The 26781-nt window shown below is 59.0% G+C and carries 27 protein-coding genes and 1 pseudogene; 11 read left to right on the top strand and 17 right to left on the bottom strand.

The annotated features are described in order from the left end of the window. Window positions 1–17: 17 nt before the first annotated feature. Window positions 18–440 (bottom strand): RidA family protein, encoded by a 423-nt coding sequence (locus tag GDN47_RS21005; protein ID WP_152094181.1) that lies wholly within the window; start codon window positions 438–440, stop codon window positions 18–20. Window positions 441–608: 168 nt separating this feature from the next. Between GDN47_RS21005 and GDN47_RS21000 the strand changes: the two genes are divergently transcribed. Then, on the top strand, window positions 609–1196 hold the full coding sequence (locus GDN47_RS21000; protein WP_113333764.1) for a TetR/AcrR family transcriptional regulator: 588 nt from the start codon (window positions 609–611) through the stop codon (window positions 1194–1196). Between the two features lie 81 nt (window positions 1197–1277). Here the strand turns inward: GDN47_RS21000 and GDN47_RS20995 are convergent. From GDN47_RS20995 to GDN47_RS20980, 4 genes and pseudogenes are all read right to left on the bottom strand, one after another. Then, window positions 1278–1382 (bottom strand): annotated as a pseudogene (locus GDN47_RS20995) (disulfide bond formation protein DsbA); the annotation flags it as partial. Window positions 1383–1394: 12 nt separating this feature from the next. Beyond that, complete coding sequence (locus GDN47_RS20990) at window positions 1395–2252, bottom strand: MBL fold metallo-hydrolase (RefSeq protein WP_113352548.1); 858 nt, start codon at window positions 2250–2252, stop codon at window positions 1395–1397. Between the two features lie 20 nt (window positions 2253–2272). Then, window positions 2273–2599, bottom strand: coding sequence for a hypothetical protein (locus tag GDN47_RS20985; RefSeq protein WP_113352547.1), 327 nt, complete (start codon window positions 2597–2599; stop codon window positions 2273–2275). Between the two features lie 6 nt (window positions 2600–2605). Then, window positions 2606–3151 carry a sugar ABC transporter gene (locus GDN47_RS20980; RefSeq protein ID WP_152094180.1) on the bottom strand — a complete coding sequence of 182 codons (546 nt, stop codon included), beginning with the start codon at window positions 3149–3151 and terminating at the stop codon, window positions 2606–2608. A gap of 169 nt (window positions 3152–3320) precedes the next feature. Here GDN47_RS20980 and GDN47_RS20975 point away from each other — a divergent pair, with 169 nt between their 5' ends. After that, a complete protein-coding gene (locus GDN47_RS20975) occupies window positions 3321–4220 on the top strand; it encodes a LysR substrate-binding domain-containing protein (protein ID WP_113352545.1) in 900 nt (299 codons plus the stop codon). Between the two features lie 163 nt (window positions 4221–4383). Here GDN47_RS20975 and GDN47_RS20970 read toward each other — a convergent pair whose 3' ends face one another. Beyond that, complete coding sequence (locus tag GDN47_RS20970; RefSeq protein WP_152094179.1) at window positions 4384–5055, bottom strand: DsbA family oxidoreductase; 672 nt, start codon at window positions 5053–5055, stop codon at window positions 4384–4386. A 93-nt stretch (window positions 5056–5148) separates the two neighbouring features. Then, complete coding sequence (locus tag GDN47_RS20965; protein ID WP_113333770.1) at window positions 5149–6957, bottom strand: extracellular solute-binding protein; 1809 nt, start codon at window positions 6955–6957, stop codon at window positions 5149–5151. 264 nt (window positions 6958–7221) lie between these two features. Between GDN47_RS20965 and GDN47_RS20960 the strand changes: the two genes are divergently transcribed. Further along, window positions 7222–7881: an invasion associated locus B family protein gene (locus tag GDN47_RS20960; protein WP_069612158.1), complete on the top strand. Its 660-nt coding sequence runs from the start codon at window positions 7222–7224 to the stop codon at window positions 7879–7881. Between the two features lie 151 nt (window positions 7882–8032). Here GDN47_RS20960 and hspQ read toward each other — a convergent pair whose 3' ends face one another. From hspQ to GDN47_RS20945, 3 genes are all read right to left on the bottom strand, one after another. Beyond that, window positions 8033–8362: a heat shock protein HspQ gene (gene hspQ, locus GDN47_RS20955; protein ID WP_069612159.1), complete on the bottom strand. Its 330-nt coding sequence runs from the start codon at window positions 8360–8362 to the stop codon at window positions 8033–8035. 216 nt (window positions 8363–8578) lie between these two features. Continuing rightward, window positions 8579–9988, bottom strand: a complete 1410-nt coding sequence (glnA, locus tag GDN47_RS20950; protein WP_113333771.1) for a type I glutamate--ammonia ligase — start codon at window positions 9986–9988, stop codon at window positions 8579–8581. A gap of 64 nt (window positions 9989–10052) precedes the next feature. After that, window positions 10053–10391, bottom strand: coding sequence for a P-II family nitrogen regulator (locus GDN47_RS20945; RefSeq protein WP_015339877.1), 339 nt, complete (start codon window positions 10389–10391; stop codon window positions 10053–10055). A 348-nt stretch (window positions 10392–10739) separates the two neighbouring features. On the opposite strand from GDN47_RS20945, the gene GDN47_RS20940 reads away from it, so the two are divergent. Beyond that, window positions 10740–12215, top strand: a complete 1476-nt coding sequence (locus tag GDN47_RS20940) for an NAD(P)H-hydrate dehydratase (protein ID WP_152094178.1) — start codon at window positions 10740–10742, stop codon at window positions 12213–12215. Window positions 12216–12217: 2 nt separating this feature from the next. Here GDN47_RS20940 and GDN47_RS20935 read toward each other — a convergent pair whose 3' ends face one another. Continuing rightward, window positions 12218–13024 (bottom strand): DUF72 domain-containing protein, encoded by an 807-nt coding sequence (locus tag GDN47_RS20935; protein WP_113352542.1) that lies wholly within the window; start codon window positions 13022–13024, stop codon window positions 12218–12220. A gap of 32 nt (window positions 13025–13056) precedes the next feature. Beyond that, window positions 13057–15978, bottom strand: coding sequence for an excinuclease ABC subunit UvrA (gene uvrA, locus GDN47_RS20930; protein ID WP_152094177.1), 2922 nt, complete (start codon window positions 15976–15978; stop codon window positions 13057–13059). A 271-nt stretch (window positions 15979–16249) separates the two neighbouring features. Between uvrA and GDN47_RS20925 the strand changes: the two genes are divergently transcribed. Then, on the top strand, window positions 16250–16810 hold the full coding sequence (locus GDN47_RS20925) for a single-stranded DNA-binding protein (protein WP_113389633.1): 561 nt from the start codon (window positions 16250–16252) through the stop codon (window positions 16808–16810). A gap of 51 nt (window positions 16811–16861) precedes the next feature. On the opposite strand, the gene GDN47_RS20920 is transcribed toward GDN47_RS20925, so the two are convergent. Beyond that, a complete protein-coding gene (locus tag GDN47_RS20920; RefSeq protein WP_113333775.1) occupies window positions 16862–17494 on the bottom strand; it encodes a MarC family protein in 633 nt (210 codons plus the stop codon). 224 nt (window positions 17495–17718) lie between these two features. Here GDN47_RS20920 and gyrA point away from each other — a divergent pair, with 224 nt between their 5' ends. Then, on the top strand, window positions 17719–20514 hold the full coding sequence (gene gyrA, locus GDN47_RS20915; protein ID WP_152094176.1) for a DNA gyrase subunit A: 2796 nt from the start codon (window positions 17719–17721) through the stop codon (window positions 20512–20514). Between the two features lie 150 nt (window positions 20515–20664). On the opposite strand, the gene GDN47_RS20910 is transcribed toward gyrA, so the two are convergent. The 4 genes from GDN47_RS20910 to GDN47_RS20905 all read right to left on the bottom strand — a co-directional run bounded on the left by GDN47_RS20910 (window position 20665) and on the right by GDN47_RS20905 (window position 22415). Further along, window positions 20665–21555 (bottom strand): NAD-dependent epimerase/dehydratase family protein, encoded by an 891-nt coding sequence (locus GDN47_RS20910; protein ID WP_152094175.1) that lies wholly within the window; start codon window positions 21553–21555, stop codon window positions 20665–20667. A gap of 211 nt (window positions 21556–21766) precedes the next feature. Then, window positions 21767–21901, bottom strand: a complete 135-nt coding sequence (locus GDN47_RS32610; protein WP_257713997.1) for a hypothetical protein — start codon at window positions 21899–21901, stop codon at window positions 21767–21769. Window positions 21902–21940: 39 nt separating this feature from the next. Then, window positions 21941–22099: a hypothetical protein gene (locus GDN47_RS32095; protein ID WP_015339886.1), complete on the bottom strand. Its 159-nt coding sequence runs from the start codon at window positions 22097–22099 to the stop codon at window positions 21941–21943. A 91-nt stretch (window positions 22100–22190) separates the two neighbouring features. Beyond that, the gene (locus GDN47_RS20905) at window positions 22191–22415 is read right to left on the bottom strand and encodes a hypothetical protein (RefSeq protein WP_233788709.1); all 225 of its coding nucleotides are present in this window, start codon (window positions 22413–22415) and stop codon (window positions 22191–22193) included. 202 nt (window positions 22416–22617) lie between these two features. On the opposite strand from GDN47_RS20905, the gene coaD reads away from it, so the two are divergent. From coaD to tgt, 5 genes are all read left to right on the top strand, one after another. Then, window positions 22618–23130 (top strand): pantetheine-phosphate adenylyltransferase, encoded by a 513-nt coding sequence (gene coaD / locus GDN47_RS20900; protein WP_015339888.1) that lies wholly within the window; start codon window positions 22618–22620, stop codon window positions 23128–23130. A 29-nt stretch (window positions 23131–23159) separates the two neighbouring features. Next, complete coding sequence (locus GDN47_RS20895; protein WP_145320085.1) at window positions 23160–23732, top strand: peptidylprolyl isomerase; 573 nt, start codon at window positions 23160–23162, stop codon at window positions 23730–23732. A 117-nt stretch (window positions 23733–23849) separates the two neighbouring features. After that, window positions 23850–24350, top strand: a complete 501-nt coding sequence (locus GDN47_RS20890) for a peptidylprolyl isomerase (RefSeq protein WP_113333779.1) — start codon at window positions 23850–23852, stop codon at window positions 24348–24350. 88 nt (window positions 24351–24438) lie between these two features. Continuing rightward, entirely contained in the window at window positions 24439–25524 is a 1086-nt protein-coding gene (queA, locus tag GDN47_RS20885; RefSeq protein WP_152094174.1) for a tRNA preQ1(34) S-adenosylmethionine ribosyltransferase-isomerase QueA, read from the top strand. 6 nt (window positions 25525–25530) lie between these two features. Beyond that, entirely contained in the window at window positions 25531–26661 is a 1131-nt protein-coding gene (gene tgt, locus GDN47_RS20880; RefSeq protein ID WP_152094173.1) for a tRNA guanosine(34) transglycosylase Tgt, read from the top strand. Window positions 26662–26781 lie beyond the last annotated feature (120 nt).

The following is a 26781-nucleotide window of genomic DNA, read 5'->3' as shown; positions in this document are numbered from 1 at the left end:
GAAATCTGACCATACCCTCAAGCCGTCCGCGGCTCACGCATCTCCCCAGAATCAGGAATGCGCGCTATGACCTTGATTTCGAAATCGAAGCCCGCCAGCCAGCTGACGCCAACCGCCGTCCAGTTCGGATAGGGCTTTTCGGTGAAGATCCGGTTCTTGACGGTCATGATAGCGCCGAACTGCCGCTCCGGATCGGTGTGAAACGTGGTGACATCGATGATGTCGTCGAAGGTGCAGCCTGCGGCTTCCAAGGTTGCTCTCAGATTGTCGAAGGCGAGTTCGACCTGTTTTTCGAAATCCGGCTCTGGGCTTCCATCCGCACGGCTACCAACTTGACCGGAGACGAACAGCAGGTCGCCGGAACGGATTGCGGCGGAATAGCCGTGCTCCTCATAAAGCGCATGTCTGTTCTTCGGGAAAATTGCATTGCGTGTCGTCATGGTGTCGGCTCTCATTCGCGTTGATCTGAAAAGATGGGAAGGACGCAAGCTCGCGCGAGGCTTCCAAACCGCCGTCTCGTTTGATATACGGTGCGTATGTGAAATATTGATATGCGCGACGTATGTCAATATTTCACATACGAAACGTATATGAAATTTGAGAGTGATATGGCAAAGCGCCTGGAAACAATGGAAGAAAATCGCACCAAGCTGATTGCCGCTGCGCGGAAAGCTTTCGCGGAGAAAGGGTTTGCGGCGGCTTCAATGGATGAGTTGACGGCGGATGTCGGTCTGACGAGGGGCGCGCTCTACCACAATTTCGGCGACAAGCGCGGATTACTCGCCGCAGTCGTCGATCAGATCGACAATGAGATGGCGCTGCGGGCGAAGGAGATCGGCGCACAGGCGGACGGTGACTGGCAAGGACTGCTTGCGGAAGGCGAGGCCTACATCAAGATGGCGCTCGATCCGGAGGTCCAGCGCATCGTCCTGCTCGACGGGCCGGCTGTTTTGGGCGATCCCTCGAAATGGCCAAGTCAGAATAGCTGCCTCGCGGGGACCCGGCAGACGGTGTCAAAGCTTCTGGAACAAGAGGTGGTCAAACCGGTCGATGCCGAGGCGGCAGCCCGGCTCATTTCCGGCGCAGCGCTGAATGCCGCTCTCTGGGTTGCTGCCAGCGATAATCCGACGGAGGTGCTGCCCAAGGCGATAGAGGCCTTCCGGACGATGGCTTCGGGACTGCTGGCAAAGACCTGATGCCGGTTATGGCTCAGCTGCTTCCGCGATCGGCGATTCGCGGAAGCCCCTGCGGCTCTGATCGAAAAAGCGGAAGCCCGCTTAGTTCATCCCCGCACGCGCTTCAGCCTCCATCTTGGCGAGATCGCGCAGCGCACCGGCAGGCATGTCCGGCGTCTTGGCACCGCTGACGGCATATTGCTGATCTTTTGAGCGGCCTCAATTTTGCTGACGATGAGGTCCCGCATAAGTCACGCCGTAGGCTCCGGTCGTTCGCTCGATATGCGCAAAACCGAGTTCGCCCAGGTGCATACCGGCGATCAACAGCCGCTCCGAGCTGACGAGATCCAATAGCCTTGATCGCGTCGATGCTGCCAGATGTGGATCCTGGTCAAAGGCGATCGATACATCCGGTCGTGCAATCTGGATCGCGGGAAAGTGGACGATATCTCCCCAGACCAACAGATTCTTGCCGCCGGAATTGAGACGATAGCCCGTGTGCCCTGGGGTATGGCCGGGAAGTGGCATCGCAGTGATGCCGGGAAGCACCTCACCGGCATCGAAAGAGCGCAGCCTGCCGCGATAGCCGTCGAACGCTCGACGCGCGAGGATAAAGTTGCCGCGGGCGCGCTCCGGCGCTCGGTTCAAATTGCCGTCGTCCTGCCAGAAGGCGATTTCGCGATTGTGGACGACAAGCTCGGCGTTCGGGAAGGTGGCCTCTCCGCAAGCGTTCATCAGCCCTCCGATGTGATCCGGATGGGCATGTGTCAGCAGGATCGTGTCGATATCCAGAGGCTGGATGCCGGCCAGAGCGAGATTGGTTTCCAGCCGGCCACCCCATTGTTTGAAACCGCCCGCTCCCGCGTCGATCAGGGCCGTGCGGCCGCCACTACGCACCATGTAGCAGTTGATATGAATCGAGGCGGGATCCTCGATCCTCGTCTTCGCCTGCATTCGAGAAGCATCTGTCGGGTCGATATTCGAGAGAAGGTCGAGGCTGGCAGCAAGGTAGCCGTCGCTGATGGCGGTAATTGTTAAGTCGCCAACCTGCTGGCTGGGAAACGCTGGATTAGTCATTGTTATCTCCAACCAGCCGCTCAGTTTCGCGCGTAGAGGCATGCGGCTCCATAGCCGAAGCAACGGATGCGCGCGGTGAGGGCGAGCTTATATTTGATGGCGTCATCCAGGCCTTGCATGAAGCGATCCATGACCGCCGGCGTGCGAAAGGGTTCAAGGCGATATCGGATGTCTGCAAAGACCTGATGCCCTCGGCCGGAGCGGACAGCGACATAGATGACATGCACGTTGGCCAATGCAGCTCGAAGGATGCCCGTGCAAAGTTCGGTGCATTGCTCCGTGAGATCGGCAAGTGCTTCGTCGCCCGGCATGCTTTCTGCGGGGATGAAGATTGTGACGTTCGGCATCAGAACCTACCGCGCTGTCTCGGAGGCGGCATTCTTGCCACTCGTCAATTGTGTCGTCATCGGTTCGTAGACATGAACATCCCCGGGAAGATGCCGAATGTCTGCAATCGCGGAGCGCTTCACCTTGGCGAGCCAACGGTGCTCCGGGAGCTTCTCCATTGCCACCGCATGCATTGCGGACGGGGTGAGGTCTAGGCGGGTGAGGGGCTCGGGGCCATGGGCGCTTAACACCAGATATTCGTCTTCATCGATTGCCGGCGCTCGCTCGATGCCATCATAAAGGTTTCGGTGCCAATCGGTGATGTGCTGCTGCCAACGCGCAAAATTTCCACCACCCTTTTGGCGATATTCCTCACCCGTCAGAACATCGAGGCCATCGATCGAATGCATGGCAAGATAAACCGGGCAATTGCGGCTGATTGCCTTCAAGCGCTGCGAGGTGTGAAAGCCACTCACCGAAATCAGGGCTGGGAGCTTATCCAGGCTATAGAAGTCGTTCCACCCCGCTTCGCTGGCTGGATCGGCAAAGCTGCATTCCACCGTGTAAATCATCGTATCACCTTTAGTTGCAGGGACCGGCTTTCGGCCTTGTTTCTCATTGATATTTGATCAAGATAGACTGCCATTCGTCGCTGGTATATCGACATCGGCTCATGCTTTAGTGATCAAATATCAAGGTCGCAGCCGTTCGAGTGCCAAACCATCACATTGGGAGCCGCCCATGCGCCGCAAAATTCCAAGCAATTCTGCGCTCCTGGCGTTCGAGGCGTCGGCTCGCCATGGAAGCTTCGCTCGCGCTGCCGACGAGTTGGCCCTGACCGAAGGAGCGATCAGCCGCCAGATAAGCCGGCTCGAAGCCTTTCTCGGTGTCACGCTGTTTGAGCGGGTCGGTAATCGTGTTCGGCTCTTGCCGAATGGAGAGCGCTATGCCCTACAGGTTCGTGAGTCACTGGATCGGCTGGAGCGCGACAGTCAATATCTGATGGGGCAGCCCAATGGCGGCGCGAATATCGATATCGCCACCATCCCGACCTTCGCCGCGCGCTGGCTTATTCCCCGTCTTGGGCGGTTCCGCGAAAAGCACCCGAATATTATCGTGCATCTCGCCGAACGGATGGAGCCTTTTGTCCTTGCTGGAAGTGGGTTTGATGCCGCGATCCATTTCGATCACCCTGCCTGGACTGGAATGAGAACGCATCGGCTGTTGCAGGAGACGTTGGTTCCGGTTTGCCATCCGACGCTTCTCGGTAGCGCTAAAGTGCCACCAACTCTCGATGAACTGCCGCGCCTTCACCGACGCCAGAATCCGGACGCCTGGCAACGCTATGCGCAGGAGGCCGGGATTGTGCTGACCAATCCTGCGATTGGCCCGCGTTACGATCTTCACGTCATGCTGATTGAAGCTGCGCTCGCTGGACTGGGCGTCGCCCTGGTGCCACGTCTCTATGTCGAGACGGAGTTGGCAGAAGGTCGCCTCGTTGCGCCATGGCCCGATGGTCAGTCGATCTCCAAGACCTTCTGTCTCATCCTGCCGGAGCCGATCCGATTGAGCGACGGTCCGATCCAGGATTTTGCGAATTGGCTCCTCATGGAATCGCGGACGGCGAATATAACGATCTGACGGCCGTGGATTTTTAGGCCTTGAGAGTATCCGGATGAACGCGGCATTGGTTTTCGGGTTTTTGCAGCGGCGGGGCGAGCCGTTTTGAAATTGTTTCAGCAAAAACGCGAAAAACGTCTGGCCGACGCCATTCCCGCCAGAATGGCGCCTCTGTGGATCTTGATCAATTCATCCCCGCGCGCGCTTCCGCCTTCATCTTGGCGATATCGCGCAGCGCACCGGCAAGCACGTCCGGCGTCTGGGCGCCGCTGACGGCATATTGCTGGTCGAAGATGAAGAAGGGCACACCGTTGACGCCGATCTTCTGGGCGGCTTCGATTTCGCTGATGATGAGATCGCGGTCCGCATCGGAGGCAAGCAGCGTTGATATGACCGAACGGTCGAGCCCAGCTTCTTCGGCAATGTCGAGCAGCACTGCGTGGTCGCCAACATTGCGACCTTGCTCGAAATTCGCCTTGAAGAGAGCATCCACCACCTTGTCCTGCTTTTCGCGGCTTTCGGTGACGGACCAATGGATGAGGCGATGGGCGTCGAGCGTGTTCGGGCCGATCTTGATGGCATCGAAATCGAACTTGATGCCCACTTCGCGGCCGAGCTCGGTCAGCATCTTGTGGCCCTGCGCGACGCGTTCCGCGCCGCCGAGCTTTTGCTCGAGCGCCTTTTTCTGGTCAACGCCCTCTGGCGGATAGTCGGGATTGAGTCGATAGGGCCGCCAGTTGAGATCGACGCCTACTTCGTCCTGTACCTCGGCAATCGCCAGCTCCAGACGGGCCTTGCCGAGATAGCACCATGGGCAGACGACGTCCGAGACGATGTCAATCGTGATGCGTTCCATGGTTTCATCCTTTCGGTTTTTGGGCTGTTCCCCTCCATCTAGGCCTTTGCACCGATGGCTTCAACCGGTTACCGAAAGGGAACCATTGCGACCCTATTGCGCCGAGGCGTCCCACCAGGTCGACAATTGATAGCCGTAAAGCGGTAGCACGTCTGGACGGGCGATGTGGCTCCGCCGCGCTACCCATTGCTGGCCGATATGGTAGAGCGGCACCATGTAATAACCGGAGATCAGGATACGGTCGAAGGAGCGCACCGCGTCGCGGAAATCCTCGGCTGAATGGGCCGTCAGAAAATGTTCCATCAGTGTGTCGACATCGGGACTGGCAACACCGGCGTAATTGAAGCTGCCTGCCGCCTTGGCGGCTGCCGATCCCCATCGCCCAAGCTGCTCAGTGCCGGGCGATAGCGATGAGGGATAGGCTTTCAGGATCATGTCGTAATCGTAGTTTCCTGTCCGCAGCTGATATTGGGAATCGTCGACCGTGCGGATCGTGACGGATATGCCAAGAAGCGCTAGGGAACGTTGATAAGCGATGGCGATACGCTCTTGATCTGCATTCTGCGTCATGATCTCGAAACTGAGCTGGCGACCGGTGCCGTCGACCATACGCTCGCCCTTGATCGTGTAGCCGCCCTGCTTGAGGAAATTGACGGCCTTGCGCAGGATCTTTCGGTCGCGCCCGGAACCGTCGCTGACGGGAAGCTTATAAGTACCGTCGAGCACGTCGGGGTCGATGTGGTCCTTGATAGGGCCGAGCATGGCTAGCTCATTGACATCGGCCGGTACACCGAAGGAGGAGAGGTCTGAGTTCTGCCAGTAGCTCTCGGTGCGCGTATAGGCGCTGGAGGCAAGATTGCGGTTGAACCATTCGAAATCGAAGACAAGCGTCAGGCCTTTACGCACATTCTTGTCGGCAAAGATCGGCCGACGCGTATTGAAAACAAAGCCCATCATACCGCTCGGCAACTTCGGCTTAAATGTCTCCTTCACGACCGCACCGGAACTTACGGCCGGGAAATCATAGGCTCGCTGCCAATGACTTGGGCTGCCGTCGGGATAAACGTCGATATCGCCCTTCTTGAAAGCTTCGAATAGGCTGGTTTCTTGCAGAAAATAGGTGACGGATATCTCGTCGTAGTTGTCGATACCGATTTTTGTGGGAATGTCCTTGCCCCAATAGCTGGGATCGCGCTGATAGATGATACGCTGGCCCGGATCGATGCTCTTGATTTTATAGGGTCCAGAGCCGACGGGAATGGCGAGCGTTGTTCGATCGAAATTATCCACATCGATGACGTGTTTCGGCAGGATCGGCAACATGGCAATGATTAGCGGCGTTTCGCGATTCGCCGCCTCATTGAAATGGATCCGCACGCTATGTTCGTTGACCTTCTCCATCCCACCGACTCCTTTCAGCGGAGATGAAAGGTTGGGGCGCCCCTTGTCTCGCAGAAGCTGGAAAGTGAAGATTACATCTTCCGGCGTCACTGGCTGCCCGTCCGACCATCGGGCCTTCGGATTGAGGTTGAACTGGATGAAGCTGCGATTGTCGTCCCATTCGACCGTCTGCGCCAACAATCCGTAAAGGGTGAAGGGCTCGTCGCTTGAGCGTTGCATAAGAGACTCGTAAACGAGATTGCCATATTCCGGGTCCCACATGCCGCGTGCGGTCGTGCGCATGCTTTTCAGAATGAAGGGATTGAGATTGTCGAAGGTGCCGACGACGCCATAGCTGACGCGGCCGCCCTTTTTGACATCCGGATTGACGTAGGGGAAATGCTTGAAGTCCGCCGGCAGTGCCGGATCTCCGTGCATGGCGATGCCGTAAAGCGGCTGAGCCGCCGCGGCGTTGCACAAGGTTGCGAAGAACAGGAGGGCAGCGATCCGGAGCGCTTGCATGGCATCCTTTCCGGGAAGGGTACGATTCGGCCGAACATTATCATGAGCGTGCCGAATTCAACACGCGACTGCGGAAATCTTAGGACTTGGCAGAAAAGGCCAAAGAAAAGCTGGATATCCGTGCCAGTGCGATGTAACAGGGGTGCCGGGTTTCTCGGGTCATGTATTTGCCTTATTCATTCGACAGGTGGACGACGGTTTGACCCGAATTGCATGGGACGGCGTGCTGTCGTCCCGAAGCGGATTTCAGGAGGCGGTTTCGCTATGATGTTCAAGACTGACAACAAAATGCGGGCAGGTCTCTCTGCTCTGGCTCTCATGATTGGCGCGGCCATGCCGGCTGCCGCTTTCGCGCAGGACGCGTCCAACGCAGCTCCCGCTGATGGCGGCGGTGATCCCAACCAGCCGCGTCTGGGCTGGTACAAGACCTGCACCAAGCAGGACGATGCCGATATCTGCATCGTCCAGAATTTGATCATGGCAAACAACGGCCAGCTCGTGACGGCTGTCGGCCTCATCTCCGTCGATGGCAAGGTCAACCGAAAGATCCTGCAGATCTCGGTTCCGACCGCCCGCCTGATCCCGCCCGGCATCACCATGCAGGTCGATGGCGGCAAGGGCCAGAAGCTCGACTATGCCGTCTGCCTTCCGGACAAGTGCACCGCGGAAGTTCCCGTGACGGATGCGATGGTCGCTTCATTGAAGAAGGGCACCGACGTCACCTTCACCTCTGTGAACTTCCGCCGCGCTCCGAACCCGATCAAGATCTCGCTGACCGGTTTCGGCGCCGCTTATGACGGTCCGGCGATCTCCGATTCGAAGCTTGCCGAAAGCCAGAAGAGCCTGCAGGACAGCATGCAGAAGAAGGCCGAGGAAGCACGCAAGAAGCTCGAAGATGCGCAGAAGGCTGCCAAGCAGCAGTAAGCTGACGATAGTCTCGTTTCATGAGAAAAAGCCCGGAGTGATCCGGGCTTTTTCTTTGCTCTAATGGCCATATCCGATGCTCGGAAGCCAAATAAAAAGGGAAGGCGTTGGGAGCGCCTTCCCTTTCGAATGGGATAGGTTTTACAAGTGTTTAATGGGCGAAGCTCATCTTGGGCTTGAGCTGCCCGGTCGGGGCCTGGTCGAAGATCTGAGCGACCTGCGGATTGCGTAAGGGAACGCCGCTCTCATCGTTTATGAGGTTCTGCTCCGACACGTATGCGACATATTCCGTCTCGTCGTTTTCGGCGAGAAGGTGATAGAAGGGCTGGTCCTTATCGGGACGCACTTCCGCGGGAATGGAATTCCACCATTCCTCTGTATTTGCGAATTCCGGATCGACATCGAAGATGACACCGCGGAAGGGGAACATCCGGTGTCGAACCACGTCGCCAATATTGAATTTTGCGTTTCGTTGTTTCATGGCACGACTTCCTTTCAAGCGATCATGTGGTGACTTTCACCACTGATATCAAGGATTTTGCCCCCATTCCTTCATCGAACTGTCACATTCGGCCCGAGTTATTTGGTCGAGCAGCATGTGATCGCTCAATGCGAAGACGCCATCGGGCGGGAGACCTGCCACCGGCTTCCCGATCATGGAGAAAGCCCCGGCAGGCCGGGGCTTTCGTGTCCGATATCAGACCGAGTAGTACATGTCGTATTCGACCGGATGCGGGGTCATTTCGAAACGCATGACTTCCTGCATCTTCAGTTCGATGAAGGCATCGATCTGGTCATCGTCGAAAACGCCGCCAGCGGTCAGGAACTTGCGGTCCTTGTCCAGGCTTTCCAGCGCTTCGCGCAGCGAGCCGCACACTGTCGGGATCTTCTTCAGCTCCTTCGGCGGCAGATCGTAGAGATCCTTGTCCATGGCCTTGCCAGGATGGATCTTGTTCTTGATGCCGTCGAGGCCGGCCATCAGCATGGCTGCGAAGCCGAGATAGGGGTTGGCGGTCGGGTCAGGGAAGCGGACTTCGACGCGCTTTGCCTTCGGGTTCGAGCCGAACGGAATGCGGCAGGAAGCGGAGCGGTTGCGCGCGGAATAGGCGAGCAGAACCGGAGCTTCATAGCCCGGGACGAGACGCTTGTAGGAGTTCGTCGACGGGTTGGTGAAGGCATTGATGGCCTTGGCATGCTTGATGATGCCGCCGATGTAATAGAGGCAGCTTTCGGACAGGCCTGCATATTCGTCGCCGGCGAAGGTCGGCTTGCCGCCTTTCCAGATCGACTGATGAACGTGCATGCCCGAGCCGTTGTCGCCGAAGATCGGCTTCGGCATGAAGGTTGCCGTCTTGCCATAGGCATTGGCGACCTGATGCACGACATATTTGTAGATCTGCATCTTGTCGGCGTTGCGTACCAGCGTGTCGAACTTGATGCCGAGCTCGTGCTGGGCGGCTGCGACTTCGTGGTGATGCTTTTCGACGACGACGCCCATTTCGGCGAGAACCGTCAGCATTTCCGAGCGCATGTCCTGGCAGCTATCGATCGGCGGGACCGGGAAGTAGCCGCCCTTGATACGCGGACGGTGGCCGAGGTTGCCCGTTTCGTAATCGGTGTCGTCGTTGGACGGCAGTTCGCTGGAATCGAGCTTGAAGCCGGTATTGTATGGATCGGCCTTGTACTTGACGTCGTCGAAGACGAAGAATTCGGCTTCCGGGCCGAAGAAGGCGGTGTCGCCGATGCCGGAGGCCTTGAGATAGGCTTCCGCCTTTTTGGCGGTGCCGCGCGGGTCGCGGTTATAGGCTTCGCCGGAGACAGGATCGAGGATATCGCAAAGGATGACCATGGTGGACTGCGCGAAGAACGGGTCCATATGAACCGTATCCGGATCGGGCATCAGCACCATGTCGGATTCGTTGATGGCCTTCCAACCGGCAATCGAGGAGCCGTCGAACATGACGCCGTCGGCGAACATGTCTTCGTCGACACAGATCACATCCATGGTCAGGTGCTGGAGCTTGCCCTTCGGATCCGTAAAGCGCAGGTCGACGAACTTGACGTCGTTATCCTTGATTTGTTTCAAAATTTCGCTTGCGGTCGTCATTAAATTACTTCCCTTGACTTAGATGACGATTAAACGAGCCGCGGCCGAGAATAGGCCGGGCAGATTAAATGGCGTCGATGCCCGTTTCGCCGGTGCGGATTCGAATGACTTCTTCCACGTTGGAAACGAAAATCTTTCCGTCGCCGATACGGCCTGTTTGCGCAGCCTTGCGTATGGCCTCGATCACCGCTTCCGCATTTTCGTCCGCCAATACAACTTCGACCTTCACCTTCGGCAGGAAGTCGACGACGTATTCGGCGCCACGGTAAAGTTCCGTATGGCCCTTCTGACGACCGAAGCCCTTCGCTTCCGTGACGGTGATACCCTGCAGGCCGACTTCCTGAAGGGCTTCCTTCACTTCGTCGAGCTTGAAGGGCTTAATGATCGCTTCGATCTTTTTCATGAGAAAATGTCTCTCCGCTTCTCCTGATACAGCAGGACTACTCCCCGCTCGGCCAACGTAATGCACGTACCATGCCAATTGAGGACGGACCGCTGTAAAAAATCTCGGCGAATTCGCACCGAGACGATGAATTGATGAGGATTTTTCGGAAAAATGGAAGCGATTTCGCGCGGAAATGCGTGGGATAAGCAAAATTTCGCAAAAAAGAGCCACGCGCCGCAGGTTTGTGCTTCGGCAAGGCCTTGAATGTTATTGTTTAATTTTTATGCAAATGCATATTTATCGACCAAAATGGCCACCGGAATAGCGGTTGTTTTTGAGGCAGATTTCGCATCTATAATATCCGCCATGATGTTGCCGCTCACCGATCTGCTCCTCACCCCCGACGCCATGTCTGCCGTCGACCGCGCCGCAGCCGCATCCGGCATCGATTCCTACGGGCTTATGGAGAAGGCAGGGCAGGCGGTTGCTGCCGTCGCGCTCCGGCACTTTCCCGGAGCCGTCCGATATGCCGTTCTCTGTGGGCCGGGAAACAATGGCGGCGACGGCTATGTGGCAGCGCGCGCGCTGAAACAGGCCGGGGCCGACGTGCGGCTTTTCCATCTTGGCGATCCCCAGCGGCTCAAGGGCGATGCTATCAGTGCTTTTGCTGATTGCCCGGTCGAGGGCGAGACGATCGGGGGCTTTGTTCCACTGGCTGGCGACGTCGTGATCGATGCGATCTTCGGCGCGGGCCTGTCGCGGCCGGTTCCGGATGACGTGGCCTCCGTTATCGCTCGCGTCGCGGCTGCTGATATTCCCGTGATTTCAGTCGATCTTCCGTCGGGTCTCGATGGTCGCAGCGGTCAGGTTCTCGGTGCAGCCTTCCACGCCGCGCGCACGGTGACCTTCATGACACGCAAGCCGGGCCATCTTCTCTTGCCCGGTCGCGATCTGTGCGGTGAGCTGGAGGTCTTCGACATCGGCATTCCCGACCGTATCGTCCGCGCGCACGCCGACCGCTCGCTCGCCGAAAACAAGCCGGCACAGTGGCAGGCGGCCATACCTTCGGCGGGCGTCGAGACGCACAAATACAAGCGCGGCCATCTCGTCGTCTTCTCGGGCGGGCCGAACGCGACGGGTGCCGCGCGCATGTCGGCCATGGCTGGGTTGAAGGCGGGGGCAGGGCTCGTCACCATCGCCTCGCCGCCGGAAGCGCTTGATGTCAATGCCGGCCTGCTGACGGCAATCATGCTGCATGTCATCGAGGATGAAGCCTCATTGCGCGAATGGCTCGCCGATAAGCGCCTCTCGACCTTCGTTCTCGGGCCTGGCTTCGGCGCCGGCGAGAAGGCGCGGCAGTTCTGCCTCACGCTCGCGGATCGCCACCTGGTGCTGGATGCCGACGGCATCACCTCATTTCGCGACGAGCCGCAACGGCTGTTCGATGCCTTTGCCGAAGGACCGACACGCTTGGTGCTGACACCCCATGAGGGAGAGTTCGGCCGGCTCTTTCCCGATATCGCTGCGGACGAAAGCTTGAGCAAGGTCGATAAGGCGAGGGCGGCGGCAGCCAGAGCCCATGCTGCCATCATCTACAAGGGTGCCGATAGCGTGATCGCCGCTCCGGACGGCAGGGCACTGATCAACGCCAATGCGCCACCCTGGCTTGCGACCGCCGGCTCCGGCGACGTACTTGCCGGCATTGTCGGCGGCCTGATGGCGCAAGGGGCGCCGGCCTTCGAGGCGGCCGCCGCCGGCGTCCGGCTGCATGGTCTTGCCGGTCAACATGCCGGGAAGGGGCTGACCGCCGAAGACCTCGTCGCAGCCGTCAAACCGCTATAGCGCTATTTCGCCACTTCCTGCTGCAGGGCGATCGCACCGGGCGGCGCATTTACCTTGCCTTCATGGATCATGAAGGCGAAGACATCGCGCGGTTCCTCCTTGACCTTACGCTTTGCATCGATCAGCGGCAGATCGTCCGGTACCCTTCCGGCGGCCCAGCTTTTCAAGCGATCCGCCCAGGCTTTCAGATCCTTCGGCGGATAGCAGGTCTTGATATCGTCCGATCCCTTCTGCAGGCGGGCATAGACGAAGTCTGCCGTGACATCCGCAATCATCGGATACTCGAAATGCTCGGCGCAAACGGGCGCGACATTGTATTTTTCGAGCAGCGCGACGAACTCCGGCACTTTGAAGGAATCGTGCCGGACCTCGACGACATGTCTCAGCGCAAGACCATCCTGCTTGGCTGGCAGTAGCTTCAAAAAGGCTTCGAAGTCATCCGGATCGAACTTCTTCGTTGGCGCGAACTGCCAGAGCAGGGGGCCGAGATGATCGCCAAGTTCGCTAATGCCGGACTCCAGAAACTTCTGCATGGATTCACCGGCTTCAGAGAGGACACGGCGATTGGTGACGAAACGGGTCGCTTTCAAGGAGAAGATGAACCCGTCGGGCACGTCGGCCGCCCATTTGGCAAAAACCTCAGGCTTCTGCGTACTGTAATAGGTGCCGTTGACCTCGATCACTTTCAGCTGGCGGCTGGCGTAGTGCAGCTCATCCTTCTGCTTCAGCGTGTCGGGATAGAAGGTCCCGCGCCACGGTTCGAAGGTCCATCCGCCGATGCCTGTGCGGATTTCGCCCGCTTTGGTCATTCTCTCCTCCTTGGCCATTCGGCCGGGTAACCTTACTCCGCCGCCGCAACTTTCTTCAACGGGCGCCGCTCCAGCAACTCCTTCAGGAACTGCCCCGTATAGGAGCGCTTTTCCTTGACAATCGTCTCCGGCGTGCCGACGGCCACGATCTCGCCGCCGCCATCACCGCCCTCCGGACCGAAATCGAGGATCCAGTCGGCAGTCTTGATGACTTCGAGATTGTGTTCGATGACGACAACCGAATTTCCTTGATTGACCAGTTCGTGCAGCATCTCCAGAAGCTTGGCGACATCGTGGAAGTGCAGCCCGGTTGTGGGCTCGTCGAGGATGTAGAGCGTGCGGCCGGTCGATCGCTTCGACAGCTCCTTGGCTAGTTTGACGCGCTGCGCCTCGCCACCCGAAAGCGTATTGGCCTGCTGCCCGACCTTGATATAGCCGAGGCCGACGTCCTTCAGGCTCTGCAGCTTGTCGCGCACGGCGGGAACGGCCGCGAAGAAATCGACGCCTTCCTCGACCGTCATGTCGAGCACATCGGCGATCGACTTGGTCTTGAAGGTGACGTCTAGGGTCTCGCGATTGTAGCGCTTGCCGTGGCAGACGTCGCAAGTGACGTAAACATCGGGCAGGAAGTGCATCTCGATCTTGATGACGCCGTCGCCCTGGCAAGCCTCGCAGCGGCCGCCCTTGACGTTGAAGGAGAAACGGCCAGGCTGATAGCCGCGCGCCTTGGCTTCCGGCAATCCGGCGAACCAGTCGCGGATCGGCGTGAAGGCGCCGGTATAGGTCGCCGGATTCGAGCGCGGCGTGCGGCCGATCGGTGACTGATCGATATCGATGACCTTGTCGATATGCTCGAAACCGTCGATGCGGTCGTGGTCGGCAGGAATCTCGCGGGCACCCATGACGCGGCGTGCCGCCGACTTGTAAAGCGTCTCGATCAGGAAGGTGGACTTACCACCGCCGGAAACGCCTGTGACCGCCGTAAACACGCCGAGTGGGATGGATGCCGTGACGTTCTTCAGGTTGTTGCCTCTCGCGCCGACAACCTTGATTTCCTTGCCCTTCTTGGGCTTGCGGCGTTCATCCGGAACCGGCACGCCGAGCTCGCCGGACAGATATTTACCGGTCAGTGACTTCGGGTTCGCCATGATGTCCTGCGGTGTGCCGTGCGCCACCACCTGGCCGCCATGCACGCCGGCCGCAGGGCCGATATCGACGACATCGTCGGCCGTCAGGATCGCATCCTCGTCATGTTCGACGACGATCACTGTGTTGCCGATATCCCGCAGGTGCTTCAGCGTTTCCAGCAGGCGGGCATTGTCGCGCTGATGCAGGCCTATCGACGGCTCGTCGAGAACGTAGAGAACGCCAGTGAGACCAGAGCCGATCTGCGACGCCAAGCGGATGCGCTGGCTTTCGCCGCCGGAAAGCGTGCCGGAATTGCGCGACAAGCTCAGATATTCGAGGCCGACATCATTGAGGAAGCGCAGGCGATCGCGGATTTCCTTGAGGATGCGGACAGCAATCTCGTTCTGCTTGTCAGTGAATGTTCCCGGCAGCGCGTCAAACCAGTCGCGGGCAACGCGGATCGACATCTCCGCCACCTGGCTGATGTGCAGCTTGTCGATCTTGACCGCCAGGGCTTCCGGTTTCAGGCGATAACCGTTGCAGGCCGGGCAGGGGGCAGCCGACATGAAGCGTTCTATCTCCTCGCGCGCCCAGGCGGAATCCGTTTCCTTCCAGCGCCGCTCGAGATTCGGCACGATGCCTTCGAAATTCTTGTGCGTGGTGTAGGAGCGCGCACCGTCGGCATAATGGAATTCGATCTTGTCTTCCGTGCCGTTCAGAATGACATCCTTGGCCTTGTCGGACAGCTCGTTCCAGCGATTGCCGAGCTTGAAGCCGTAGTGCTTGCCGAGCGCCTCCAGCGTCTGATTGTAATAGGGCGAGGTCGACTTGGCCCAGGGCGCGATCGCGCCATCGCGCAGCGTGCGTTCGGATTCCGGCACGATCAGTTCCGGATCGATTTTCTGCTGCGAGCCCAAACCGTCACAGGACGGGCAGGCGCCGAAGGGATTGTTGAACGAGAACAGGCGCGGCTCGATTTCCGGAATAGTGAAGCCGGAAACCGGGCAGGCAAATTTCTCCGAGAAAAGCACGCGCTCATGCGTTTCGTTCAGCGACTTGTTGGCTGAGCCGCCGGCAGCGGTCTCCTCCGGCGGCAACGGCTTGTCGGCGAATTCCGCGACGGCAAGACCGTCGGCAAGCCGCAAAGAGGTCTCGAAGCTGTCAGCGAGACGTGCCGCCATATCCGGACGTACGACGATACGGTCGACGACCACATCAATGTCATGCTTGTATTTCTTGTCGAGAACAGGCACATCGGCGATCTCGTAGAACTGGCCGTCGACCTTGACGCGCTGGAAGCCCTTTTTCATGAGCTCCGCCAGTTCCTTCTTGTATTCGCCCTTACGTCCGCGCACGAGCGGTGCCAGAATGTAAAGTCTGGTGCCCTCCTCATAAGCGAGAACGCGATCGACCATCTGGCTGACCGTCTGGCTCTCGATCGGCAGGCCCGTCACAGGCGAATAGGGAACGCCGACGCGGGCAAACAGCAGACGCATATAGTCGTAGATTTCCGTGACCGTGCCGACCGTCGAGCGCGGATTGCGCGAGGTCGTCTTCTGCTCGATCGAAATCGCCGGCGAGAGGCCGTCGATCTGGTCGACATCCGGCTTCTGCATCATTTCGAGGAATTGGCGTGCGTAGGCCGAAAGGCTTTCGACATAACGGCGCTGGCCCTCGGCATAGATGGTGTCGAAGGCGAGCGACGATTTCCCGGAGCCGGAAAGGCCGGTCATGACGATCAGCTTGTTGCGTGGCAGGTCAAGATCGATGCCCTTGAGATTGTGCTCGCGCGCACCACGTATGGAAATAGTCTTCAGTTCGCTCATCGTCGTATGCAGGTCCCTTGGAGTCTGCCTTTATTTAGTGATGTCAGCCCGCGAGTCGAGGCTGAAATGAAGGGTAGAGCCGGGTTTTCGATTCCGTTGACATCATCATAGGGATAAATTAGAACAAATAAAGAACAAAATTATTGCGGCGATTTCTTTGTGGATGAACGGAACTGGGAAGGCCGCATAAATAGCACCTGACAGCCGCTATGGGTTAAGGTGCGCAGATAGAATTTCAAAGCCGTCGATGGGCGGCAAGCAGGGTGGTGTCATGGCCGGTAGTGTGAACAAGGTAATTCTGATTGGAAATCTCGGGGCGGACCCGGAAATCCGCCGCACGCAGGACGGCCGCCCGATCGCCAACCTCAACATTGCTACCTCGGAAACCTGGCGCGACCGCAATTCCGGCGAGCGCAAGGAAAAGACCGAATGGCACCGCGTCGTCATCTTCAATGAAGGCCTCTGCAAGGTTGCCGAGCAGTATTTGAAGAAAGGCGCCAAGGTCTACATCGAAGGTGCGCTGCAAACCCGCAAATGGCAGGATCAGAACGGTCAGGACCGCTACTCCACGGAAGTCGTGCTGCAGGGCTTCAATTCGACCCTGACCATGCTTGATGGCCGTGGCGAAGGCGGCGGTTCCATGGAAGGCGGCAGCCGTGGCGGCCGCGGCGGCGGTGACTTTGGCGGTGGTTACGGCGGCGACTACGGTGGCGACGATTACGGCCAGTCCTCGTCGCAGGGCTCTTCCCGCGGCAGTGGCGGCAACCGTGGTGGCAGCAGCCAGGGCGGCGGTAACTTCTCGCGCGATTTGGATGATGATATCCCGTTTTGAGATCGGTGCAGTTGCTTGATCTTTAAAAGCCCGCCCGTTTGGCGGGCTTTTTCATGAAAGGACCAGCGCCGCTTTTGCCCCATCCACGACGAACTGCGCGGCAAGCGCCGCAAGGATAACCCCGAGCAGGCGGGTCAGAATGGCGCGGCCGGTGGCGCCCAGCATTCGGTCGAGCCTGTCGGAAATGGCAAGGGCCGCAAAGACCAGGGCCAGATTGACGGCGATGACGCCGATCAGTTGCGCGCGGTCGAGCGTGGTTTGCAGCGATCCTGCCAAAAGGATTGTCGCCGAGATGGCGCCGGGACCGGCGATCAAGGGCAAGGCGAGGGGGAAAACCGCGATATTGCGGATATGATCCTTGGTAATGGCGACTTCCGTCGTCTTCTCTTTCCTGTCCTGGCGCCGCTCGAACACCATCTCGAAGGCGATCCAAAAGAGCAGCAGCCCGCCGGCAATACGAAAAGCGCCGATGGAGATGCCAAGGACGCCAAGAACGCTCGCACCGAAGAGCGCAAAGGCTGCCAGAATGAAGAAGGCGATCAGCGAGCCACGCAGCGCCACTTGCTTGCGCTCCGAACGGTTCATGCCGGCCGTAAGTCCGATGAAAAGCGGTGCGAGCCCCGGCGGATCGACAGTGACAAGCAGAGTCGTGAAGGCATTGATCAGCGTATCCGCGCTCGCCATATAGTCCCCAGAGCTTATTCTGTCGTTGTTAGCGAGCATTGTTATGCGAGGAATGGGCTTTCGCAAAGGGCCATGCATCCGCGTCGATGGATTTCGCCATGGAAATGTTCGATTCCATGGCTTAAAGGGGCAAAACCTGTTCAAAAACACCGGCCCAAATTGGCGCTCGCCAGGCCTTTCGGCTATAAATTTCGCAGTGATTCTAAAAGAGATCGTGATCTGTTTTGACTGAGCAAACACCACCCGGCGGCGGGAAGCTCCCGCCAGGCATCGAGCCGATTTCCATCATGGAGGAAATGCAGCGGTCCTATCTCGATTACGCCATGAGCGTGATCGTCAGCCGCGCGCTTCCCGACGTCCGTGATGGTCTGAAGCCCGTTCATCGGCGCATCCTTTATGCGGCGCATCAGAGCGGCTATCACTGGAACCGCAAATATGTGAAGTCGGCCCGTCCCGTCGCTGACGTTATGGGTAGCTACCACCCGCACGGCGACGCCTCGATCTACGACGCCTTGGTCCGCATGGCGCAGGACTGGTCGATGCGCGTGCCGCTCATCGACGGGCAGGGCAATTTCGGCTCGATCGACGGCGATCCGCCGGCGGCGATGCGTTATACGGAATCGCGCCTGACGAAGGTCGCACACGAACTTCTTGAGGATATCGACAAGGAAACGGTCGATTTCCAGGAAAATTACGATGCGACGACGGAAGAGCCGAAGGTTCTGCCGGCACGCTTCCCGAACCTGCTGGTCAACGGCTCGGGCGGCATCGCCGTCGGCATGGCGACGAACATTCCGCCGCACAACCTCTCCGAAGTCATCAATGGCTGTATCGCGCTGATCGATAATCCGGCAATCGAGCTGCCGGAGATGATGGAGATCATCCCCGGTCCGGATTTCCCGACCGGTGCGAAAATTCTCGGCCGCGCCGGCATCCGCTCCGCCTATGAGACGGGGCGCGGCTCGGTTGTCATGCGCGGTGTCGCGACTATCGAGCCGATGCGTGGCGATCGCGAGCAGATCATCATCACCGAGATTCCCTACCAGGTGAACAAGGCATCGATGATCGAGAAGATGGCCGAACTCGTGCGCGAGAAGCGCATCGAAGGCATCTCGGATCTGCGCGACGAATCCGACCGCCAGGGCTATCGCGTTGTCGTCGAGCTGAAGCGCGACGCCAATGCCGACGTCATCCTGAACCAGCTTTATCGCTATACGCCGTTGCAGACCTCCTTCGGCTGCAACATGGTGGCGCTGAACGGCGGCAAGCCGGAGCAGATGAACCTGATGGACATGCTGCGCGCTTTCGTGGCGTTCCGTGAGGAAGTCATCAGCCGCCGCACCAAGTATCTGCTACGCAAGGCGCGCGATCGCGCCCACGTCTTGGTCGGTCTGGCCATTGCCGTCGCTAATATCGACGAAGTCATCCGCGTCATTCGGCAAGCGCCCGATCCGCAATCGGCCCGTGAAGAGCTGATGACGCGCCGCTGGAATGCAGCGGACGTCGAATCGCTTATCCGGCTAATTGATGACCCCCGTCATCGCATCAACGAGGACGGCACCTACAACCTCTCGGAAGAGCAGGCGCGCGCCATTCTCGAGCTGCGTCTGGCGCGCCTAACCGCTCTCGGCCGTGACGAGATCGATGAGGAACTCAATCAGATCGGCGCCGAGATCAAGGACTACCTTGATATTCTCTCGTCGCGCGCCCGCATCCAAACCATTGTAAAAGAAGAGCTTGCCGCGGTTCGCGACGAATTTGGGACGCCGCGCCGCACCGAGATCGTCGATGGCGGCCTCGAGATGGACGACGAGGATCTGATCGCCCGCGAGGACATGGTCGTCACCGTTTCCCATCTCGGCTACATCAAGCGCGTGCCGCTGACCACCTATCGTGCGCAGCGCCGCGGCGGCAAGGGCCGCTCCGGAATGACCACCCGCGACGAGGATTTCGTTACCCGGCTATTCGTTCTCAATACGCATACGCCGGTCCTGTTCTTCTCGTCCCGCGGTATCGTCTACAAGGAAAAGGTCTGGCGTCTGCCGATCGGCACGCCGACATCGCGCGGCAAGGCACTGATCAACATGCTGCCGTTGGAACCCGGCGAACGCATCACCACGATCATGCCTCTGCCGGAAGATGAAGACAGCTGGGACAATCTCGACGTCATGTTCACGACGACGCGCGGAACCGTGCGCCGCAACAAGCTGTCGGATTTCGTGCAGGTCAATCGCAACGGCAAAATCGCCATGAAGCTCGAGGAAGAGGGTGATGAAATCCTCTCCGTCGAGACCTGCACTGAACACGACGACGTGCTTATGACGACGGCGCTCGGCCAGTGCATCCGCTTCTCGGTTTCGGATGTGCGCGTCTTTGCCGGCCGCAACTCCATCGGCGTTCGCGGCATCAGCCTTGCATCCGGCGATCGCATCATCTCGATGACGATCGTCCGCCACGTGGATGCCGAGCCGTGGGAGCGCGCGGCCTATCTCAAACGCTCCGTCAGCGAGCGCCGCTCCGCAACGGGCGATGACGAGGAGATTGCGCTGGTCGGCGAAGAAGTCACCGAAGAGGGACAGCTCAGCGATGAGCGCTACGAGGAGCTCAAGGCGCTTGAGCAGTTTGTTCTGACCGTTTCGGAGAAGGGTTTCGGCAAGCGTTCGTCTTCCTACGATTTCCGTATCTCCGGTCGCGGCGGCAAGGGTATTCGCGCCACCGACACGTCGAAGACGGGCGAGATCGGCGAGCTTGTTGCTGCCTTCCCGGTCGAGGACGGCGATCAGATCATGCTTGTCTCGGATGGCGGTCAGCTGATCCGCGTCCCCGTCGGCGGCATCCGCATCGCCAGCCGCGCCACCAAGGGCGTCACCATCTTCTCGACAGCCAAGGACGAGAAGGTCGTATCCGTCGAGCGTATCAGCGAGCCGGAAGGCGATGAGGACGATGCTTCGGCAGCCGAAGACGATGCTGCTGCCGGTGAAGCAGGAGATGCCGGTAGCGAGGGTGGCAGCGAAGAATAGTCTTCGCTGTGCCCGCTCGAAGAGACCAGCGGTTGCTCGATCGGCCATCTGGAAGCTGAAGGTTTTCAATCGCATGAGCTTGGCAGCAGGCTCATGCGATTGTCATTTGGAGCATGGCCTGCCCGGATCTGGCGGCCATTTCCCAACCCGTTATTCCGGGCGTTCGTAGTTTTGCGAAAAAGGCGGCAGAACCTCGAGGCTCTCCCGATCCAGCTGCGCGAAAACCTCATCATAGCCAAAGCGGAAATGCCAGCCGAGGACCGCGCCCGCAGATTTCGATGCGTAGATGCGATCAATTCTGTCAGGCAGCGACCAGTTTCGCTGTGCAAATTTGGCGGCAAGGCCGGGCGCGCGCAGCTGGATGATGGAGGCGGCGTCCACCGCGAGCGCCTCGCAATCTTCCGGTTTGAACAACGTGCCGGCGGAAACAATATGTCGTTGAAAATCTTTGCCGCCATTCGTCAGCGCCGCGACATGGGCATCCGCGACATCGCGGATATCGACACCGCGATGCAGGCGATGAACAGCCATTACATTGGCTGTTTCTGGAAAACTTCGAGACATGCGTAAAACGCGGACCTGCAAATCCGGGCCAGTCATCCCTTTAAGGATCTGCTCCGCTTCCAGTTTCGTGCGGTGATAGATGCTTTTCGGCTGCGGTACGGTGTCTTCATCGACCCATGTGCAATGACCGGGAGCAACGGCGCGACCATAAAGGGCGGTCGTGCTGGTAAACACCAGTCTCTTAACGCCGGCAGCCAGTGCCGCTTCCGCAAGCTGCCGTGTTCCGTCCACATTGATGCGGCGAAATTCATCGTCGGAAACCGCGCCGACATGAGGGGCATGCAGGGCCGCGCAATGGATGACTGCATTCGCACCCGTCAGCGCCTGGCGCAGCAACGCCGCATCGGTAAAATCTCCGAGGAGATGCGTCGTCGAAAACGGTGAACGATCGATGCCGATCACCCAATGGCTTGGCGCCAGCGCATTAAAGATCGCCCGGCCAAGTCGCCCGGAGCTGCCTGTCAGAACAATGCGCATCTTGATCCCTCGATGAACCGCGATCACCATAGCATGATTGAAGAGGCTGGCGCGCCTCTTGCAAAATCATGCTTTTGCGTCTTGGCGGCACGGCCTGAAGGGAAAGCGCCGGGACCATAATGGCAATAAAAAACCGGACGCTGGCGGGGAAAGCGTCCGGTTCAGGGTCCATCCGAGCATATGGCGGGGAGAGATGCTCGGTACGCGGAGATCAGAGCGTCTTGTGACGCTTATGCAGCCTCTTGCTCTCTTCGCTTTCGCGATGAAGCGCCGAAATGGTGGATGCGACTGACACGACAAACATGATGCTGATGAAAAGTGTAAGCAGCGTCAAAATTGTGAACATGATCGCTCCCTCCTTTGGTGGGACTAGCGTTCAGATCCCTTAGTACTGGCTCGAGGCAACGAAGGGACGAGCCGAAGCAAAGGGACCGTAGATCTTCGACTGGTCGGGTTTCTGATCGTAAAGCGCAACGGTTGCTGCGAGCATTCCCGAAATCATGGCCATCCAAACAACGTTAATGAGGGTGATCTTGTCGGGCATACTCTTCTTCCTTCTTGCCGCAATATGCGATCTGAGTTTCGGACTGTTAACGCGGCGTTTCCCAAATGGTTCCGCCGATATTGAGAGCTATCTAGCAATGCGCGTCTGAAGCGACCTTGAATGCCTTGTTCATCTGGCGTTCAGATTCGCGATGCGTCCTGCGCATAGCAGTGGCGATTTCTTGGGCAAAATCGATGTCCTTGCCGCTTTCCGAGGCGGAATCCCATTCGATCTCATAATTGTCGGCGAAAAGATGAACGAGGTATTCGACGAAAAATGAACCGATGATGGCGCCTGCGATGATGAAGACGAGCATGGCATGATGTCCCTGAAATCGAGATCGGCGAGCCATTGAAGCAGGCCCGTTTCGATGTTGATGTCAGTAAAGCATTGTCGAGCTGAAACTGGCTTGAACGGCGCGTTCATCTGCAGTTCAGAGGCGGCCGCTGGGTTGCAAATCACTTGCGATATGGCCTCATCCATGACAAAAGGCGTCGAAACAACGAGCCGGCTTGGTAATGACGACAGCCTTCTATCCTGGGTCCTTCGACCCGATGACCAACGGACATCTGGATGTCCTCGTGCAGGCGTTGAACGTCGCCGCCAAGGTGATCGTCGCGATTGGCATTCACCCCGGCAAGAAGCCGCTTTTCTCCTTCGAGGAGCGGGCGGAGCTCATCCGCAGATCGCTCGGTGAGGCTCTGCCGCAAAAGGCGGGCGATATTTCCGTTGTCGCTTTCGACAATCTGGTCGTCGATGCCGCCCGCGCCCATGGCGCGACCTTGCTGGTGCGTGGCCTGCGCGATGGCACCGATCTCGATTATGAAATGCAGATGGCTGGCATGAACAGGCAGATGGCGCCGGATATCCAGACGCTGTTTCTGCCAGCCGGTACGGCCTCTCGGCCTATAACCGCCACATTGGTGCGGCAGATCGCATCCATGGGTGGCGATGTCAGCGCCTTCGTGCCCTCAGCGGTTCTGGAAGCGCTGAACGGCAAACTCAAAAATAAGGCCAGCGGCAACAGCTGAGCCGAAATACAATCCCGAACGGAGCATCCATGAAACTCTTTCATATTGCATTGGCAGGATTCCTGAGCCTTGCCGCCTTCGCAGGCAGCGCGTTCTCGGCCGCAGCCGCAGATCTTTTGACCATCCAGCTCAAGGACGGCCCGGTGGTCATCCAGTTGATGCCGGAAGTTGCTCCGAAGCATGTCGCGCAGATCGAAGCGCTGGCGAAGAAGGGCGCCTACGACAACGTCGTCTTCCATCGCGTCATCGATGGCTTCATGGCCCAGACGGGCGACGTCCAGTACGGCAATGCCTCCAAGGGGTATGATCCGAACAAGGCCGGCACCGGCGGTTCCGATCTGCCGAACCTTCCGGCAGAATTCTCCAAGGTTCCGTTCACGCGCGGCACCGTCGGCATGGCGCGCGCCCAGGACCCGAATTCTGCCAATTCGCAGTTCTTCATCATGTTCGCCAATGGCGATTTCCTGAACGGCCAGTACACGGTCGTCGGCAAGGTCATCTCGGGCATGGAGCTCGTCGACAAGATCAAGCGCGGCGAAGGCCAGAACGGCGAAGTGACCAACCCCGACAAGATGATCAAGGTTACTGTCACCAAGAAGTGATTTCACGGGCGTGATTCCAAAAGGCGCGCGGCGCGGCTTTTGGATGAGATCGCGCCAAGGCCAAGCTGCATGATCTGGTTACGATCGTGCGCAAACAGAGAGAACAAGGAAACGAACATGGCTGAGATCAAGGATCCAGAAAACACCCTCATCCTGGAAACCACCAAGGGCCAGGTTGTCATTCAGCTTCTGCCGCAGGTTGCTCCCGAGCATGTCGCCCGCATCAAGGAACTTGCGCGCGAAAAGGCGTATGATGGCGTCGTCTTCCATCGCGTCATCGATGGCTTCATGGCTCAGACCGGTGATGTCGAGCATGGCAAGGTTGGCGGCAACACCGCTCGTGCCGGCACCGGTGGTTCGTCCAAGCCCGACCTGAAGGCTGAATTCTCCGCAACGCCGCACGTTCGCGGAACGTGCTCGATGGCCCGTTCGCAGAACCCGAACTCGGCCAACTCGCAGTTCTTCATCTGCTTTACGGACGCTCCGTGGCTGAACAAGCAGTACTCCGTCTGGGGTCAGGTCATCTCCGGCATGGAATTCGTCGACCAGATCAAGCGCGGTGAGCCGGTAAAGGATCCGGATTCGATCGTATCCGCGCGGGTTGCCGCCGACGTCTGATCGTGATTATTCCTGAAACCCGCCTCTTGCGCCGCTAGCGTGAGGGGCGGGTTTCGCTTTGCCTGAATGAACTGCCTGGATCAATTGAATGCGTGTTGACCTTTTCGATTTCGATCTGCCGGAGGAGCGTATCGCGCTCAGGCCCGCCGAGCCGCGCGATAGCGCGCGCCTGCTCGTCGTCGATCCAAACGATGGTGCCAACACGCTGAGCGACCATAAGGTGCGGGATCTGCCATCTTTCCTGCGCCCCGGCGATGCCATGGTCTTCAACGATACAAAGGTGATACCGGCGCAGCTGGAAGGCATTCGTCATCGCGAAGGCGCGCCTGGCCAGCAGGTCTCGGCCACCTTGCATATGCGCGCCGCGCCCGATCGCTGGAAGGCTTTTGCAAAGCCCGGAAAACGTATCAAGATCGGTGACCGCATCCAGTTCGGTCATGGCGAGAATGTCTGCGCGCTCGGCTCGCTCGATGCGACCGTCGACGAGAAGGGCGAGGGCGGCGAGATTACCCTGCGGTTCGATCTGTCCGGTCCAGCGCTGGACGAGGCGATCGCCGCGGTCGGGCATATTCCGCTGCCACCCTATATCGCAGCGAAGCGCCCGGAAGATGAGCGCGATCGCGCCGATTACCAGACGATCTATGCGCGCGAAGAGGGCGCCGTCGCCGCACCGACCGCCGGCCTCCATTTCACGCCGTCCCTGTTTGCCGCACTCGACGCCATCGATGTCGAGCGGCATTTCGTGACGCTTCATGTCGGAGCCGGCACCTTTCTGCCTGTCAAGGCGGACGATACCGACGATCATAAGATGCATTTCGAGATCGGCTATGTGGATGCCGCTACCGCTGGGAAGCTTAACGCCGTCAAGGCGCGGGGCGGGCGCATCGTCTGTGTCGGCACCACCTCGCTGCGACTGATCGAAAGCGCCACCGCCGACGATGGAACCATCCAGCCTTGGCAAGGCGCCACCGGCATATTCATCACGCCCGGCTATCGCTTCAAAGCCGTCGACATGCTGATGACCAATTTCCACCTGCCGCGCTCGACCTTGTTCATGCTCGTATCGGCCTTTGCCGGCCTCGATACGATGCGCGCGGCCTATACACATGCTATCGAGACGGGCTATCGCTTCTATTCCTATGGCGATGGCAGCCTGCTCTACCGGAAAGACTAGGACGAGATGAGCGAGAGCTTTCAGTTTCAATTGAAGAAGACCGACGGCGGCGCGCGCCTCGGCGAAGTTTCCATGCCGCGCGGCACGATCCGCACGCCGGCATTCATGCCCGTCGGCACGGTCGGCACCGTCAAGGCGATGTATCTCGACCAGGTGCGCGAAAGCGGCGCCGATATCATTCTCGGCAATACCTATCATCTGATGCTGCGTCCGACAGCCGAGCGCGTCGCCCGCCTTGGCGGCTTGCACGAGCTGATCCGCTGGCCGCATCCGATCCTCACCGATTCCGGCGGTTTCCAGGTGATGTCGCTCTCCGGTCTGCGCAAGCTGGATGAGCAGGGCGTTACCTTCAAGTCGCATGTCGACGGCAGCCTGCATCATATGTCGCCCGAGCGGTCGATCGAGATCCAGGGCCTGCTCGATTCCGATATCCAGATGCAGCTCGACGAATGCGTCGCCTTGCCGGCAACGCCGAAAGAGATCGAGCGCGCCATGGAAATGTCGCTGCGCTGGGCGGAGCGCTGCAAGGTCGCCTTCGGCAACCAGCCCGGCAAGGCGATGTTCGGTATCGTCCAGGGCGGCGACGTTCCCGAGCTTCGCGTCCGCTCGGCTCAGGCGCTGAGCGGCATGGATCTGAAGGGCTATGCGGTCGGTGGCCTTGCCGTCGGCGAGCCGCAGGAAGTCATGCTGCGCATGCTTGAGATCACGCTTCCCGAGCTGCCGGCGGAAAAGCCGCGCTACCTGATGGGCGTCGGCACACCGGACGACATCCTCAAATCCGTCGCTCGCGGCGTCGATATGTTCGATTGCGTAATGCCGACCCGCTCGGGCCGTCACGGACTGGCCTTTACCCGTCGCGGCAAGGTCAATATCCGCAATGCCCGCCATGCCGAAGACATGCGCCCGCTCGATGAGCAGTCGAGCTGCCCGGCCTCGCGCGATTATTCCCGCGCCTACCTGCATCACCTCGTGCGCGCCAACGAGGCGCTCGGCGGCATGCTGCTCTCCTGGCACAATCTTGCCTACTATCAGGAACTGATGCAGGGCATCCGCCAGTCGATCGCCGAAGGCCGCTTTGCCGATTTCATGGCTGAAACGATGGAGAACTGGGCGAGGGGCGATCTCGAACCGGCGTGATCCAGCTACGCTGAGGATGCGCCACGCGATCTTGCTCCTCTGGCGATTTCGCGCTAACAGAAGCCTGTCGAAAAAGGCAGGGTTGGTTTCGGTAGGCCCAACCCCTTCCAGTCTGGAAGC

Origin of the sequence: Martinezella dioscoreae (assembly GCF_009176305.1) — a bacterium.
In the GTDB taxonomy this organism is placed as follows: domain Bacteria; phylum Pseudomonadota; class Alphaproteobacteria; order Rhizobiales; family Rhizobiaceae; genus Rhizobium; species Rhizobium dioscoreae.
This window is presented reverse-complemented; position numbering and strand designations above follow the sequence as displayed.